General features: G+C 52.7%; 13 protein-coding genes. 12 read left to right on the forward strand and 1 reads right to left on the reverse strand.

Annotated elements, in window-relative coordinates; all coding sequences use genetic code 11:
- From KCG48_RS12065 to KCG48_RS12085, 5 genes are all read left to right on the forward strand, one after another.
- Positions 1–660 (forward strand): IS1634 family transposase (locus KCG48_RS12065; RefSeq protein WP_456239171.1); only part of this gene is annotated, 660 nt, incomplete at its 5' end.
- Between the two features lie 270 nt (positions 661–930).
- Complete coding sequence (locus KCG48_RS12070) at positions 931–1674, forward strand: tRNA1(Val) (adenine(37)-N6)-methyltransferase (RefSeq protein ID WP_408004728.1); 744 nt, start codon at positions 931–933, stop codon at positions 1672–1674.
- On the forward strand, positions 1671–2513 hold the full coding sequence (rsmI, locus tag KCG48_RS12075; RefSeq protein ID WP_211802457.1) for a 16S rRNA (cytidine(1402)-2'-O)-methyltransferase: 843 nt from the start codon (positions 1671–1673) through the stop codon (positions 2511–2513). The genes KCG48_RS12070 and rsmI overlap by 4 nt, the downstream gene beginning before the upstream one ends.
- Positions 2514–2591: 78 nt before the next feature.
- Positions 2592–3176: a DUF1836 domain-containing protein gene (locus KCG48_RS12080; RefSeq protein WP_211802458.1), complete on the forward strand. Its 585-nt coding sequence runs from the start codon at positions 2592–2594 to the stop codon at positions 3174–3176.
- A gap of 45 nt (positions 3177–3221) precedes the next feature.
- Entirely contained in the window at positions 3222–3365 is a 144-nt protein-coding gene (locus KCG48_RS12085; RefSeq protein WP_211802459.1) for a YvrJ family protein, read from the forward strand.
- Between the two features lie 189 nt (positions 3366–3554).
- Here KCG48_RS12085 and KCG48_RS12090 read toward each other — a convergent pair whose 3' ends face one another.
- Positions 3555–4001, reverse strand: a complete 447-nt coding sequence (locus KCG48_RS12090; RefSeq protein WP_211802460.1) for an Hsp20/alpha crystallin family protein — start codon at positions 3999–4001, stop codon at positions 3555–3557.
- A gap of 776 nt (positions 4002–4777) precedes the next feature.
- Between KCG48_RS12090 and KCG48_RS12095 the strand changes: the two genes are divergently transcribed.
- The 7 genes from KCG48_RS12095 (at position 4778) to KCG48_RS12125 (ending at position 15462) form a co-directional block, all read left to right on the forward strand.
- Positions 4778–5734: an IS1634 family transposase gene (locus KCG48_RS12095; RefSeq protein WP_211802461.1), complete on the forward strand. Its 957-nt coding sequence runs from the start codon at positions 4778–4780 to the stop codon at positions 5732–5734.
- Between the two features lie 84 nt (positions 5735–5818).
- Positions 5819–5974, forward strand: coding sequence for a YvrJ family protein (locus tag KCG48_RS12100; RefSeq protein WP_331000396.1), 156 nt, complete (start codon positions 5819–5821; stop codon positions 5972–5974).
- Positions 5975–6114: 140 nt separating this feature from the next.
- Positions 6115–8421, forward strand: coding sequence for an ATP-dependent DNA helicase (locus tag KCG48_RS12105; protein ID WP_211802463.1), 2307 nt, complete (start codon positions 6115–6117; stop codon positions 8419–8421).
- Positions 8422–8527: 106 nt separating this feature from the next.
- Entirely contained in the window at positions 8528–11536 is a 3009-nt protein-coding gene (locus KCG48_RS12110; RefSeq protein WP_211802464.1) for an SH3 domain-containing protein, read from the forward strand.
- A 124-nt stretch (positions 11537–11660) separates the two neighbouring features.
- Positions 11661–12404 carry a MurR/RpiR family transcriptional regulator gene (locus tag KCG48_RS12115; RefSeq protein WP_211802465.1) on the forward strand — a complete coding sequence of 248 codons (744 nt, stop codon included), beginning with the start codon at positions 11661–11663 and terminating at the stop codon, positions 12402–12404.
- Positions 12405–12516: 112 nt separating this feature from the next.
- Positions 12517–14106, forward strand: coding sequence for a PTS transporter subunit EIIC (locus KCG48_RS12120; RefSeq protein ID WP_211802466.1), 1590 nt, complete (start codon positions 12517–12519; stop codon positions 14104–14106).
- Positions 14107–14136: 30 nt separating this feature from the next.
- The gene (locus KCG48_RS12125; RefSeq protein WP_211802467.1) at positions 14137–15462 is read left to right on the forward strand and encodes a 6-phospho-alpha-glucosidase; all 1326 of its coding nucleotides are present in this window, start codon (positions 14137–14139) and stop codon (positions 15460–15462) included.
- The last annotated feature ends 26 nt before the right edge of the window (positions 15463–15488 follow it).

The raw sequence follows: 15488 nt of genomic DNA on the forward strand, positions 1-15488 counted from the left end.
CTGAACAAGAAAGAAGTCACCGAAAAAGTGCTGGTGACGTGGAATCAAAAATATGATTTTCGGGAAAAAGTCCGCCGCCAGAAATCGATTGAGTACGCAGAAAAACTGACGGCCAGCGAGCGATTCCGGCTGACCATGAAAAAAGGCGGCAAGCGCTATTTGGAAGTCGAGCAGCTGGATGAAGAGACCGGTGAACTCCGGAGGCTTACGCCACATATTTCCATCGATGAAGAACAAATCGCCCTGGATGAACTCTATGATGGCTTCAACGTTCTGATCACCAGCGAGATTACGATGAGTGATGAAGAAATGTTGGCCAGCTATCGTTCCCTGAGCCGCATTGAAGACTGCTTCAAGGTGATGAAAACCACCTTTGATGCCCGACCGGTCTACGTTTGGACAAAGTCCCACATCCACGCACACTTTCTGGTCTGTTTCATCGCTTTAACCGTAATGCGCGTGTTGGAACACCGGCTCCAGAGAGCGTATAGTCCGGAAAAAATCCAAAACGCACTTCTCAGCGCACAGTGTCGCCCCTTGGAGAAAGGCTACTGGGAAGTGTTTGGCAATGAGGACTTTTTGCAGATCAACCGCTTGCTGGGAAAAAATTGGACTCGTCAATATGTCCCGTTGGAAGTGCTCCGATCGTATGGGAAATAGTGTGTGTACAACATGCTCAAAACAAGAAAGAACAGCTGGAACCCCCTATTTTGAAGGGTTCCAGCTGTTTATCAATTTTTGAACTGTCAAAGTCGGGATTATACCGTATTTTTCCCCTGGTGGGGAACCCTGAAGAAGTTTTTACGGGAAGTTAACGAAAATAATCCCTGGGGGTCAGGGCGATAAAGTGGCCTGCGGGGAGCTTCCCTTGTGGAAAGCCAGGGGTGTCTGTACAATGGAAGAAGAGAATAGAAACGGAGAAAGTTCATGATGGAATATGTAAACCCAGGGGAGACCCTGGAAGACCTGAACCGGAACGGATTAACGATTATCCAGAAGAAAAAGGGCTTCCGCTTTGGTGTGGATGCCGTTCTTTTGTCGGATTTTGCGAAAGTGCGGAAAAAAGATCGGGTACTGGATCTTTGCACCGGTACGGGGATCATTCCCCTCCTGCTGTCCGCCAAGACCGAAAGCCCCGCCATCACCGGGCTGGAGATCCAGCACGAGTTTGTGGACATGGCCCGCCGGAGCGTATTGATGAACAAGCTGGAAAACCGGGTGGTGATTCTGGAGGGGGATCTTTGCGACGAAGCGCTATTAAAGTCCCTGCCGAAGGTGGATGTGGTGACGGTGAACCCGCCCTATAAGAAAGCCGCCAGCGGCATCATCAACGAAGAAGATGCCCTGACCCTGGCCCGCCATGAAGTGGCTCTGACCCTGGAGGATGTGATCCGGGCTGCCCGGATTTGCCTGAAAGACAACGGCCGGCTCTACCTCATTCACCGGCCGGAGCGCCTGGCGGACCTTCTCACTCTCATGCGGCAGTATCGCATGGAACCCAAGAGCCTTCGCATGGTCTATCCCCATGCGAAGAAAGCGCCTTCCATGGTCCTGGTGGAAGGTCAGCGGGACGGCGGCGCCTTCCTCAAGGTTTTGCCCCCTTTATTCGTCTATGACGAGGACGGCAGCTATTCCGACGAAATCCGAAGAATTTATGGAGATGATCGACGATGAGTAAACTCTATCTTGTGCCCACCCCCATCGGCAACCTGAAGGATATTTCCTTCCGCGTGCTGGAAGTGCTCCAGGAGGCGGACCGCATTGCCTGCGAGGACACCCGGGTCACCGCCAAGCTGTTAAACCGCTATGAGATCAAGAAACCTCTTTTGAGTTACCGGGAACACAATGAGCAGGAAGCCTCGACCTTCATTCTGGATAAGGTGGAAGCGGGAGAAACCATCGCCCTGGTCACCGATGCGGGAATGCCCGGAATTTCGGATCCCGGAGAAACCATCGTGAAAAAAGCCGTGGAGCGGGGCGTGGACGTGGTGGTACTGCCCGGTCCCTCGGCCCTCATCAATGCCCTGGTGGCGTCGGGTCTCGATACGGGAAGGTTCACCTTTGTGGGCTTTCTCGATAAAGCCCGGAAAAAGAAGCGGGATGAGCTGGCCCAGTATCGGGACCGGGAGGAAACCCTGATCTTCTATGAAGCTCCTCACCGGATCCTGGACACCCTGGATGCCGTGGCGGAAGTTTACGGCAATCGCCGCATTGCCCTTTCCCGGGAACTGACCAAGCTCCACGAAGAGCATCTGCGGGGCACCGTGGAGGAGGTTCGCCGTGCCTTCCAGGACCGGACCCCCAAGGGAGAGTTTGTCCTGGTGGTCTCCGGTAAATCATCGGAGGAGATCCAGAAGGAAAAGGAGGAAAGCTTTGCGGAGCTCACCATTCTCCAGCACCTGCAGGAAGTCATGAGCCAGGGCCTCTCTAAAAAGGACGCCGTGAAAATCGTGGCAGAGCTTCGGGGAATCCCCAAGAAAGAGGTCTATAAGGAAAGCCTTCTCCTGGATTAAGACACTAAAAATTCTTGTGATATGGTATTGAATAACTTATAATAAAGTATAGAACAATCCATCGAAGGCGGTGAAATCATGGGTGAAATCAAGGAAACCGGTCTGCACGGGGTGGAAGACACCATGCAGATCAAGGCCCGCAGTGCCATTATTCCCCTGGAGGAATTTCCCAAATATGATCTATTCCTGTCCCAGGTCATCGAGTTCATCGAAGATCTCTTTCAGGATGAATCCTATACGGTGAATATCATCCAAAACTACATTAAGAGCGAAGTGATCTCCAAGCCCTACCAGGGAAAGAAGAAGGGGTACACCAAGCTTCACCTCATCCAGCTGGTCTTTGTCAGTTACATGCGGCCCGTGCTCAGCACGGAGGAGATCAAGAAGGTTTTCCAGCTGGCCTTCAATGAGATCAATAACCGAGAGGATGATATCATCCCCTGGGAAACAGCCTATGATCTCTTCTATGAGATTCAGACGTCCCAGATGAAGAACACCCCCAACATCATTCTCGATGAGGAACGGCTGCGCAGCATAGTGGAGAGCCTGAAGATCAAACAGGAAGACAAGGAGCGGATCCACACCTTCATCACGGTGCTGGCCCTCATTGCCAAAGCCAGCTTTATCAAGAGCACAGCCAAGGAACTCCTGAAGGGCAAATAGGCCATTGTCTTCAGTTTTTGCCTAGTTCATACCGGGGTGAGAAATATGGAAGGACTGTTTGAAGCGGCGGCCAATGTCGGATTTCCCATGGTGGTGTCAATTTATCTCTTGACCCGCATTGAGGGAAAGATGGAGAATCTGACCGTCAGCATCAACAAGCTCAGCAGTGCCCTGGAAAAAGTGTCCTAGGAGCATCTAGGAATCTGCGTAAAAAAGCCCTCCGGGGCTTTTTTTCTTTGGGGGATTTGTCCTTTCGGATGCCTTCGCCGCCATGGGCACCGGGATAATGGTATAACCCGAGTTTCAAGAAAAAATAGAGAAGACCTGAAGAATCGGGATCAACTCCACTTCTTCAGATCTTCTCTTTCTTGCTTTGACCTAGTCAATTTCAATTCTTCTGGAGGTGTCCACATGAGGTTTCTTTGGGATCTCAATGCTCAGAACACCATGCTCCAGTTTCGCTTTGATGTTCTCCTCCCCGGCTTCTGCCAGGAAAATATTTCTTTCCATGGAGCAGATTCTTCGCTCCCGGTGGATATAGTTTTTATCCTTTTCCTCCTTCTCCTCATTGCGCTGCACTGAAATTCTCAGCCTGCCGTCTTCTAAAGAAAGAGCAACTTCCTCTTTTTTCACACCGGGTAGCTCTGCATGGACAATATATTCTTTCTCGCCATCTTCCACGTCCACCTTAAAGGTATCCGCCTCCAGGCTTCTTCTGAATGGGAAAGGATCGGTAAAAAAGTCATCCAGCATGCTACTAAAATCTCCAAAGTCACTGCGTAGAAGATCTTTCTTCTTTCTGTTGAATGGAATCAGTCCTGCCATAACAAACAACTCCTTTACAATTATGATGTTTTAGTATCCGTTAGCACTCGAATCTTCCGAGTGCTAACTTCAATTATTTTATAGCACAGGCTCTACTCTTTTTCCAACAGACCCTTTCCCCATCTCTCCCGTTCTCTTCCAGAATAAGGTGTTCTAATGCAAATATCTTGCTGATACTTTCATTTGCTTTACTTTTCTCTTCCTAGAAGTTTCACATGAAGATGCGCAGAAAAACCCCGCAGAGTTTGATACTCCACAGGGTTTTCGCACGGAATTCTATCAAGCAGATTTTAGGGAGAATCTGCTCTTCTTTAGTCAACTCACATGGGTCGTGGTATCAATCTTCAGTCCACCCATGGTGTGATGGATGCCAGAGGTTACTTTCAGGATGTGGTAAGGCCCTCCCGAGTTTCAAGAAAAATAAATGAAAAAATATAGCGAAAAGCCTCTAATTTCAGTAGTTAGAGGCTTTTCAAAACACTTATTTTATAATATAACATTAACATACTTAAATGGTAAAATTGGGAGGGTTCTATGCAAATTGAGAAGTTTAGGTTAAATGGAACAGTTTATCTCAGACTTGCAGAAAGTTATACCGTGATGGAAAATGGTGTGTCTAAGTAAAAAAAGAGATCCCTCTATCATATTGGCCCCTACATCGGTACGATGACGGGGACCCGAACTATCTGGAACGACTGAGGGAATCATTTAGACAAGGTACCCCTCTCATTCCAGAACTAAAACCCTATGTCCAAAAGACACGCGACACCGTCTCGGTGGAGTTTGAAAGATCTTCAGAAAAAGAGTCTACTGCCGATCCCAAGAATATGGGATACTTTCTGTTGGACGCCCTTTTTGATGCATTGGATATCGGTAGCGTGCTAACGCTCCATAAGTCAAGAAATAAGATCCCTTACGATCTTGTGGGATTGACGAAACTACTTGTGATTGGAAGAATGCGCTCTCCTGCATCCAAAATTTCTACTTATGAAAACAAAGACAATTATCTTATGTCCCTGGCGGATTCCAGCAATTGGCATGAGATCTACAAATGCCTTGATGAGCTGGACAAGAAATCTGAAGCCATCCAAAAAAGAATGAATCAGAAACTCACGAAAGAAACTGGGAAACGAGGGGAAATAACCTATTACGATGTGACGAATTATTTCTTTGAGATTGAGCAAAATGATGAAGATATCTTCGACGAGCACGGGATCCTCCTAAAGAAAGGCCTTCGCAAGAAGGGCGTGTGTAAACACAACCGTAAGACGCCCATAGTACAAATGGGGATGTTTTTGGATGCTCACGGGATTCCGGTCTCCTATCATCTATTCCCTGGCAATACATTTGATCAAGCTACTTTAAGGCCCGCAATGAAGAAGACCATCGATCAATATAATCTCAAAAAGATTATTATCGTTGCCCACTTCTTAATCTGTTTCATTGCACTAGTGATGATGAGGCTCATACAGAATACGGTCGTAGATTCAACAGGGGCATCAACAAAAAGTGCATTTGACTGGGAAGCTGGTCTCAGCGCGAAAAGAGTACAGGCAGCGCTGAAAGAATACAGTGCTATAGAAATTCCGCAAGGATATTTCTTAACTACACGGGTAACCGAAGACTTAAAGACAATAACACGAGCATTAGGCATTGAAAAAGATCTTCGACTTCCAACGTTATCTGAGCTCAAACAGTATCGGTTCGATATCCGAAAAAAACTGATAATTTAGCACCTAAAATTATTGCACTATTTCATGATAAATCAACCCCGTAAACCATGGATAATAAATGGATTACGGGGCTAAAGTGCTATTATTTGTCTCGAAACTCGGGGACCGTTTGAAGCGGCGGCCAATGTCGGATTTCTCATGGTGGTGTCAATTTATCTTTTGACCCGCATTGAGGGAAAGATGGAGAATCTGACCGTCAGCATCAACAAGCTCAGCAGTGCTCTGGAAAAAGTGTCCTAGGAGCATATAGGAATCTGCGTAAAAAAGCCCTCCGGGGCTTTTTTTCTTTGGGGGATTTGTCCTTTTGGATGCCTTCGCCGCCATGGGCACCGGGATAATGGTATAATCGGAATAATGAAATGTTAAAGAGGCAGGAAACCATGACTGAAATCAAGATATCCGTAAGAAATCTCATTGAGTTTGTCCACCGCTACGGCGACATTGTGTCCAGCGCCCTGGGCGCCGGTCCGGGCCGGCTGGAGGAAGGGACCCGGGCCCATATCCGGATCCAGAAGATCCGACAGCAGGAGGACTCTGCCTATGAGAAGGAGCAGTACCTGAAATACCAGGTGGAACTGGAGGATGTGCTCTTCATTGTGGATGGCCGGGCCGATGGCATGGTGCGGGGAAAATACATCGAAGAGATCAAATCCACCTATGCGCCCCTGGACACGGTGGACGAGGACTTCAACCGTCTTTACTGGGCCCAGGTGCTGTTTTACGGATTCATGCATCTGGAAGAAACGAAAGGGGAGGAGATTCTCCTGCGCCTCACCTATGTCAATCTGGATACGGAGGTGGATAAATCCTTTGACCGCCTCTATTCCTACGGTGAGCTGAAAACCTTCGTGGAGGAGACCATCACGGAGTACCTGAAATTTGTGCGGCTGGATGCCGCCTGGAAAAAGGAGCGGGATCATTCCCTCCGGGATCTGCCCTTTCCCTTCCTCAATTACCGTCTGGGGCAGCGGGATCTGGCCGTGGATACCTACCGGGCCATCCGGCAGGGCGGCAAGCTCTTTGCCAAAGCTCCCACGGGCATCGGAAAGACCATCTCCACGCTCTTTCCTGCGGTGAAGGCCGTGGGTGAAGGGGAGGCGGACAAGATCTTCTACCTCACCTCTAAGGGAACCCTGAAGACCGTGGCCGAGGAAGCCGTGGACATCATCCGGAAAAAGGGCGGCAAGGTGAAGTTTCTTACCCTCACCAGCAAGGAAAAGATTTGCCTCAACGACGAGGTGAACTGCAATCCCGACAAGTGCCCCTATGCCAAGGGACACTATGATCGGATCAACGGTTGTGTGCTGGAGATCCTGGAGAAGGAAACGAGCTACTCCAAGGAAATGATCCTGGACTACGCCAAGGCTCATCAGGTCTGTCCCTTTGAACTGGCCCTGGATCTTTCTTATTTCTCCGATCTCATCATCGGGGATTATAACTATGTCTTTGACCCTCGGGTCTATCTTCGCCGCTTTTTCCTGGATGTCCGGGAAAACTATATTTTTCTTGTGGATGAAGCTCATAATCTGGTGGACCGTTCCCGGGATATGTATTCGGCGGAGCTGACCAAGGACATGGTCATGGAAGCAAAAAAAGCGGCGGAAAACTTTCCCCGGATGAAGCGGACTCTGACAAAGCTCAACAAAGCGTTCATCGAACTGCGCAAAGCCCTGGAAGAGGAGGGCGGGAAAAAAGCCTATTTCGGTATTTCCGATGACTTTCTGTTCCAGCTCAAGGACTTTCTCACCGCCTTCGAAATCTTTCAGAAGGACAGCCGGGAGGATTTTGAGGGACGGGAAAAGATCGTGGATCTCTTTTTTGCCGTGAACAGCTTCCTCAACATCAGTGAACTGTACAATGACGGTTACGAGACCTATGAAGAGGCCAATGGCTCCGATTACCGGATCAAGCTTTTCTGCATCAATCCCCGGGAAGTGCTCATGGATGTGTTCAAGCGGGCCAAGGCGTCCATTCTATTCTCCGCCACCCTGTCGCCCATGAACTACTATTTCGATATTTTGGGCGGCAGCGAGGAAGATTTCCGAAAGACCCTGGGTTCACCTTTTCCCAAGGAGAATCTGGATGTGTATCTCGACCGAACCGTGGACACCCGCTACACCAAGCGGGAGGACAGCTTTGATCACATCGCGGAAAATCTCATCACCCTTCTTCGGGGGAAAACCGGAAACTATATGGCCTTCTTCCCCTCCTATAAGTATATGCGGGATGTGTATGCCCGATTTGTGGAGATGGCTCCGGAGGAGTTTGATCTTTATCTTCAGGAGCCCAATCTCCAGGAGACGGATCGGGTGGCTGTGCTGCAAAGCTTCGAAGTTCCCCGGGAGAGAAGTTATCTGGCCTTCATGGTCATGGGCGGGATTTTTGCCGAGGGCATCGACCTGGTGGGTGAATCCCTCATCGGTGCGGCCATCATCGGGGTGGGCTATCCCCAGGTATCCTATGAGCGGGATCTCATCCGGGATTATTATGCCCGGGAAAACCTGGGTTTTGAGTACGCCTACATCTATCCGGGGATTAATCGGGTGCTCCAGGCCGCCGGGCGGGTGATCCGTTCGGAAACCGATAAGGGGCGAGTGCTTCTCATGGATCTTCGCTACAGCTGGCCTCAGTTCCGGAACCTCCTTCCCCCGGACTGGCTTCCGCTACTCGACTGGAAGAGCCGATAAAGATGTGAATTTCCAGAACTTTCACCGCATTGGTTGACATTCATTATCAAAAGATTATAACATAAAGTATAATTGATATTAAAAACACTGTGGAAAGGAGTAGGGTATGTTAAGCCATCGAACGAAGAAAGCGCTGCTTCAGGCAGGTGTGGCCCTCGCCGTGGGGACATCGGCCGTGGCCGTGCCGGCAAAACTCTCTGAGCCCCTGGTCGTCCAGGCGGCCGTGGTAAACACCCAGCCGGGAACCCTGACGGTGACGGCTTATTCCTTGTGGGCATATCGTGCACCGGACTGGACCAGCAAGGTCCTCACCTACAGCAAGGGAAAAGTCCTGGATGTGGTGGAGAAGCATACCGTCGATGGACGGGAGATGTACAAACTCAGCAATGGGTACTATATCACGGCCAGCCCCACCTATGTCTCCTTTGTCCCCAAGAGCGCCGCGCCCGCCCCAGCCCCAGCCCCCACGGTTCCCGCAGGCGATCTTCGGCAGACTACGGGGAATCTGAATCTGCGCAGCGGCATGAGCACTTCCACGGCCATCCTGGTGACGATTCCGTCGGGAACCACCCTCACGGTACAGTCCGTCAGCGGAACCTGGGCTAAGGTGTCCTATAAGGGCTACACGGGCTATGTCTCCACCGCTTATCTAAAGAGCGTCTCGGGCACCGTCACGGCCCCGACCCCGGAAGTGCCTTCTACAGGCGAAGACCTTCGGAAAACCACCGGAAACCTGAATCTGCGCAGCGGTATGGGCACCACCTACAGCATCCTCCTGACCATCCCTTCGGGAACGACCCTGACGGTACAGTCCGTCAGCGGAACCTGGGCCAAGGTGAGCTACGGGGGAAAAACGGGCTATGTGGCCACAACTTATCTGACCGCCGTGACACCGGCTCCGACACCAACCCCTCCGGAGACGGTACCGGAAACGTCGGCGCCCGTGGAGGACTATCGCCAAACCACCGCCAATTTGAATTTGCGCAGCGGCATGAGCACCACCACAGCCATTTTAGCCACCATCCCCTCCGGCACCACCGTAAAAGTGCAGTCCGTCAGTGGGGACTGGGCCAAGGTGATCTATGGGGGAAAGACCGGCTATGCGATGATAAAATACCTGAAAAGCGTCAGTGGGACCACACCGGTGCCCCCTGTGGAACCTCCCGCGGAGACCCCGGCTCCCGCGCCGGATCTTCGGGAAACCACAGCGAATCTCAACCTTCGCAGCGGCATGGGCGTGACCTACTCGATCTTAGCCACCATCCCTTCGGGCACCACCGTCACGGTGGAATCCGTCAGCGGAGCCTGGGGAAAGGTGACCTATCAGGGGAAAGTGGGCTATGTGAATACCGCCTACCTGAAAACCGCCACCCCTTCTGTGACTCCGCCAACACCCTTACCCGAACCGGAACCCGTGCCGGAGCCTACACCGCCACCTACGGTGCCGGTACCCGAAGCGGACTTTCGTCAGGTGACGGGAAACCTGAACCTTCGCAGCGGTCCGGACCAGACCACCGCCATCCTGGCCACCATTCCCAAGGGCACCCAGGTGACGGTGCTTTCCCTCACGGGGAAATGGGCTCAAGTGACCTATAATGGAAAAACCGGGTATGCTTCCACGGACTATATGGTGAAAGTGGCAGCCCCTGTCCCCGCACCGGAACTTCCGGCGGCGGATGTCCGAACGACCCTCTATAATCTCAATCTGCGCAGCGGAGCAGGCACGAACTTTGCCATTCTCCTCACCATCCCCAAGGGCACCCAGCTCACGGTGGAAGCCCAGGAAGGCGGCTGGGCCCAGGTGACCTACGCTGGCCGCAAAGGCTATGTGGCGGCAGACTACCTGGAAAAGGCGGGAACCGTAACCCCACCGCCAGCGGAAACCCCGGTGAAGGAATCCCTCATGGCGCTGGAAAGCCCCCAGGGAACCTTGGAATACGGAAATATCCCCGTGAAGGGCTACCTCCTCACGGAGAAAACCATTAAGAGTATCACCGTGAAGGTCAACGGCACCGCCGTGGGAACCGCCCGCCTGGGCGTCGCCCGACCGGATCTGGCCCTGTCCCAGGGATCTTATGCCAATGCGGCTACGGCGGGCTTTGAGCTCATCCTCGACAAGGACCGGCTCTACCGCGGAACCAATGCCGTCGTGGCAGAGGCCCTCCTGGCAGACGGCACCACCATCAGCGCGTCGGCCACCGTCACCTACAACCGTCCCCACTTCAACGCCAGCGGCGTTCTGGACAGCATGGATGTGGTGAACTACGGCAATGAAGACATCAAGGTCACAGGCTATGCGAAAATCGACACCGGGGTGAAAAATGTCCGGGTGCTTCTCAACGGCCGACCCATGGGCACGGCGGCCTATGGCCTCGCCAGAACCGATGACCAGGGAGCCCTCACGGGCTATGCCTACACCATTCGCCGAAACAATCTTTTCCCCGGCCAGAACATCATCAGGGTGGAGGTCACCGGCAACGGCGGCGAAACCCTGGTGTTCAACAAGGTGATCAACGTGGAGAAAATCCCCGTCATCGTCATTGATGCGGGCCACGGCGGCAAGGACAGCGGAGCCCGAGGCTACTACAACGGCGCTTATGTCTATGAGAAGACCTTCGTCCTGAAGTTTGCCACCTATCTCAATCAGGAGCTCCAGGCAGCAGGCTTCAAGACGGTCATGACCCGTACCGATGATACCTTTGTGGAGCTCACGGACCGGGCAAAGATTGCCAACGACAATTATGCTGATCTCTTCTTCAGCATCCATCACGACTATAGCCCCGATCCGGCCTCCCAGGGCGCTTTCGTCATCTATCCGTCCTACAAGGTGTCCAGCATCTCCGAGTCCACCATTTCGGAGAGCATCGAAGCGGCCACGTATCTCAAGAAGGCTTTCCTCAATCAGGGGTTCAAGGATCGAAGAAACGGCACCGATGCCAGCATCTCCGGCCATACCTTGGCGGTGCTTCGGCAGAGCCAAACCCGATCCATCCTGGCGGAGATCGGCTATATGTCCAATACCCAGGACCTGGCCAAGATCACCAGCGATGAGTTCCAGCGCAGCATGGCCAAGGAAATGGCCAAGCAGATCAAAGCCTATTTTGGCATGAATTGACCTTGTCCCGGAAGACTTTCCCTGCGATGGTCTTCCGGGTTTCTTTTTTTGTTTTTCTAGGCATCCCACGTAAACCCGTGTAGAATTAAAAGCGGAAATCTGATTGAAAAGGCGGAGAATGACCATGCTGGATCTGAAAAAAATTGTGGATGGGAAACACCTTACCCCTGGGGAGATGGAGATCCTCCGGTATATGGTGGATCATGTGGAGGGCCTCCTGGAAAAGGGCGTCCGCCAGATCGCCCGGGAAACCTTCACCTCCCCGTCCTCCATCATGCGGCTCAGCAAGAAGCTGGGCTATGGAGGCTTTGTGGACATGGTCTATCAGCTCCAGCCCATGGTGAAGGGGGAAGAAAGCGGAAGAGGAGAATCCCAAGCCCTGGAGGGGCCCCTGGCCTCCATTCTTTCGCTCAACGGAAAGAAGAGCATGGAGACGTTCCGAGCCCTCCTGAAAAGTCCGGGAAAGTATGTCTTTCTCTATGCCACGGGCTTTTCCGGCATCTGTGCGGAGTACTTTTCCAAAAAGCTTCTGGTCAAGGGCCACAAGGTGATCTATGCTTCCGGGTCTGATTCCATCGCCATTCTGGAGAGCAACCTGGAGGAGATCAGCATGTTTGTCACCGTAACCAAGTCCGGGGAGACCCGCTCTGTCATCGAGAAGATGGCGGTCTGCAAGGAGAAGGGCATTCCCGTGGTGACCTTCACCCAGGAGATGGACTGCAGCGCCTCGCGCATGGCGGACATCACTTTCCGGGTGCGAGATCCCCAGAAGCTCGACGACCGGAATATGGCCTTCAACCTCTTCTTCGCCGAAACCATCATGCTCATGGAGTATCTTCTGACCTCCTCCAGCGAAAAAGAAGACTGATTTTGAGAACACGTTCCACATTGGCGGGACGTGTTTCCTTATGCCCTGAAACCCTTTCCAGATGGTCCCGGGGATCGTACACTGGAACTACCAACGAATTGGAGGTTGAATCATGAAAGAAAAACTGATGAGTGGAATGCAGAAGTTCGCAAAAGCGATGTTCATTCCCGTCCTGATCCTGCCCATTGCGGGTATTCTCATTGCCATAGGCAATCTCTTCACCAATGCCCGCCTATTGGAACGGGTGGCCTTCCTCAACAATCCCGTGACCAAGGGCTTTGGCACCATCCTGTCCGGTTCCCTGGTGTCCATCCTCACCAATCTCGGCGTCATTTTCTGCGTCGGCATCGCCGTGGGACTGGCCGAGAAGAAGAAAGCCGAAGCAGGCTTCACGGCACTATTAGGTTTCCTCGTCTTCATCAACGCCATGAACAAGTTCATGACCTTAACCGGCGTGCTCTTTAAGGGCGATTCCCTTCGCGGCACCGGCCAGACCATGGTCATGGGTGTGCAGATTCTGGACATGGGTGTATTTTTAGGAATCATTTTAGGAATTATCACCGCCCTGGTCCACAACAAGTTCATCGACAAGGAATTTAACAGCGCCTTCCAGATCTACGGCGGCGCGCGGTTCGTCTTCATCGTCCTCATCCCGGTACTGGTCCTTCTGGCCATCGCCCTGACCTATGTCTGGCCGATTTTCCAGAACGGCATCAACGGTCTGGGAACGCTCATCCAGAGCAGCGGCAACTTCGGTCTCTTCCTCTATGGAATGCTGGAACGGCTCCTCATTCCCACGGGCCTTCATCATCTTGTCTATACCCCCTTCCTCTACACCTCCCTGGGTGGAGTTCAGGAAGTGGGCGGCGTGCTCCTGGAAGGTTCCCGAAACATCTACTTTGCGGAAATGGCCGACAATACCGTGAAGGTTCTTTCCCAGAGCGTCATTTGGGATGCCCGGGGCATTTCCAAGATGTTCGGTCTCATCGGGGCCTGCCTGGCCATGTACCAGATGGCCAAGCCGGAGAACAAGGCCAAGGCCAGAGCTATTCTGATCCCTGCAGCGGTGACGTCCTTCATTGCCGGCGTGACGGAACCCATCGAATTTTCCTTCATGTTTGTTTCTCCGATTCTCTTCCTCATCCACTCCATCCTCAGCGGACTCTCCATGGTGGTCTTGAACCTCTTTGGAGTGCGGGCCATCGGCCCCAACGGCTTCATCGATTTTCTCCTCTACAATCTGCCCCTGGGCATTGAGAAAACCGGCTGGCCAGCCTATATTCTCGTGGGTCTCGTCTTTTTCGCCCTCTACTACATCATTTTCCGCACCCTCATCAAGCTGTGGAACCTGAAGACCATCGGCCGGGAAGATGAAGGCGGCGAAGTTAAGCTCTACAGCAAGAAAGAGTACAAGGAAATGAAGGAAGCCGGCGACAAGGTGGAAGCTCTGGGCGTCCAGGCGGATCTCATCGTGGAAGCCCTGGGCGGCAGGGACAACATCACCTCCGTGGAAAACTGCTTCACCCGTCTGCGGGTCACGGTAAAAAATGCAGCCCTGGTCCAGGAAGATGTGCTGAAGAATAAAACCGGTGCCACAGGCGTTGTCCGCAAAGGCGACAATATCCAGGTGGTCTATGGACTCCAGGTGACCAACGTTCGCAAGTCGGTGGATCAGTACCTGGGACTGGGCGAAACCGTCTAGTTTCCCTTACGGAAGAAAGGAAGTAAACAGATGAAGAAATTTTCAGTGGTCATTGCCGGAGGCGGAAGCACCTTTACCCCGGGCATCGTCATGATGCTCCTGGACAACCAGGACCGGTTCCCCCTGCGAAAGCTGAAGCTCTATGACAATGACGAAGAAAGACAAAGAATCCTGGGGGAAGCCCTGGCCATCCTCCTGAAGGAGAATGCCCCGGATATCGAATTCAGTTTCACCACGGACCCGGAAGAAGCCTTCACGGATACGGACTTTTGTATGGCCCATATCCGAGTGGGAAAATACGCCATGCGGGAACAGGATGAGAAAATCCCCCTGAAGTACGGCGTCGTCGGTCAGGAGACTTGCGGCCCCGGCGGCATCGCCTATGGCCTTCGCAGCATTACCGGCATGATGGAGATCATTGACCATATGGAGAAGTACTCCCCCCAGTGCTGGATGCTGAATTACTCCAATCCGGCCTCCATTGTGGCCGAAGCCTGCCGCGTCATGCGGCCCAAGGCCAAGGTGCTGAACATCTGCGACATGCCCGTGGGAACCCTGCGGCGCATGTCCCAGATCATCGGAAAAACCCCCAAGGATCTGGAAGTCCGCTACTTTGGGCTTAACCACTTCGGGTGGTGGACCAGCGTCAAGGACAAGGAAGGGAAGGAGTACCTGGAGGATATTAAAGCCTATGTGGCGGAGCATGGGTACCTCACCCAGATTGAAGTGGACACCCAGCACACGGACCCCAGCTGGCAGGATACCCACCGCAAGGCCAAGGATCTCCTGGCGGTGAACCCCCGCTATCTCCCCAACACCTACCTGAAGTACTATCTGTATCCCGATGATGTGGTGGCCCATGCCAATGCGGCTTACACCCGGGCCAATGAGGTCATGGATGGCCGGGAAAAGACGGTCTTTGATGCGGCCAAGGCCATAGTGGCCCAGGGAACCGCTAAAGGCGGAGAATTCCACATTGATGCCCATGCCTCCTTCATCGTGGATCTGGCCCGGGCCATTGCCTACAACACCCATGAGCGCATGCTTATGATCGTGGAGAATCAGGGGGCCATTGCCAATTTCCCCGATGATGCCATGGTGGAGGTGCCCTGCATCGTGGGATCCCATGGGGTGGAGCCCCTGGCCCAGGGAAAGATTCCGGTCTTTGAGCAGACGCTGATGTATCAGCAGCTCATGGTGGAGAAAATGGTGGTGGAGGCCTATCAGGAAGGCAGCTACCAGAAACTCTGGCAGGCGTTGACCCTGTCCCGAACCATTCCCAGTGCGAAAGTGGCCAAGGCGATTCTGGATGATCTCATTGAAGCCAATCGGGGCTACTGGCCCGAGCTGACGTAACCAAAGAAAATCGCAGGGCAAACGGA

The organism is Proteiniclasticum sediminis (assembly GCF_018128025.1).
Taxonomy (GTDB): domain Bacteria; phylum Bacillota; class Clostridia; order Clostridiales; family Clostridiaceae; genus Proteiniclasticum; species Proteiniclasticum sediminis.

Coding starts and splice junctions, on each gene's coding strand:
- KCG48_RS12070 (WP_408004728.1), top strand. CDS start 931: ATGGAATATGTAAACCCAGGGGAGACCCTGGAAGACCTGAACCGGAAC.
- rsmI (WP_211802457.1), top strand. CDS start 1,671: ATGAGTAAACTCTATCTTGTGCCCACCCCCATCGGCAACCTGAAGGAT.
- KCG48_RS12080 (WP_211802458.1), top strand. CDS start 2,592: ATGGGTGAAATCAAGGAAACCGGTCTGCACGGGGTGGAAGACACCATG.
- KCG48_RS12085 (WP_211802459.1), top strand. CDS start 3,222: ATGGAAGGACTGTTTGAAGCGGCGGCCAATGTCGGATTTCCCATGGTG.
- KCG48_RS12090 (WP_211802460.1), bottom strand. CDS start 4,001: ATGGCAGGACTGATTCCATTCAACAGAAAGAAGAAAGATCTTCTACGC.
- KCG48_RS12105 (WP_211802463.1), top strand. CDS start 6,115: ATGACTGAAATCAAGATATCCGTAAGAAATCTCATTGAGTTTGTCCAC.
- KCG48_RS12110 (WP_211802464.1), top strand. CDS start 8,528: ATGTTAAGCCATCGAACGAAGAAAGCGCTGCTTCAGGCAGGTGTGGCC.
- KCG48_RS12115 (WP_211802465.1), top strand. CDS start 11,661: ATGCTGGATCTGAAAAAAATTGTGGATGGGAAACACCTTACCCCTGGG.
- KCG48_RS12120 (WP_211802466.1), top strand. CDS start 12,517: ATGAAAGAAAAACTGATGAGTGGAATGCAGAAGTTCGCAAAAGCGATG.
- KCG48_RS12125 (WP_211802467.1), top strand. CDS start 14,137: ATGAAGAAATTTTCAGTGGTCATTGCCGGAGGCGGAAGCACCTTTACC.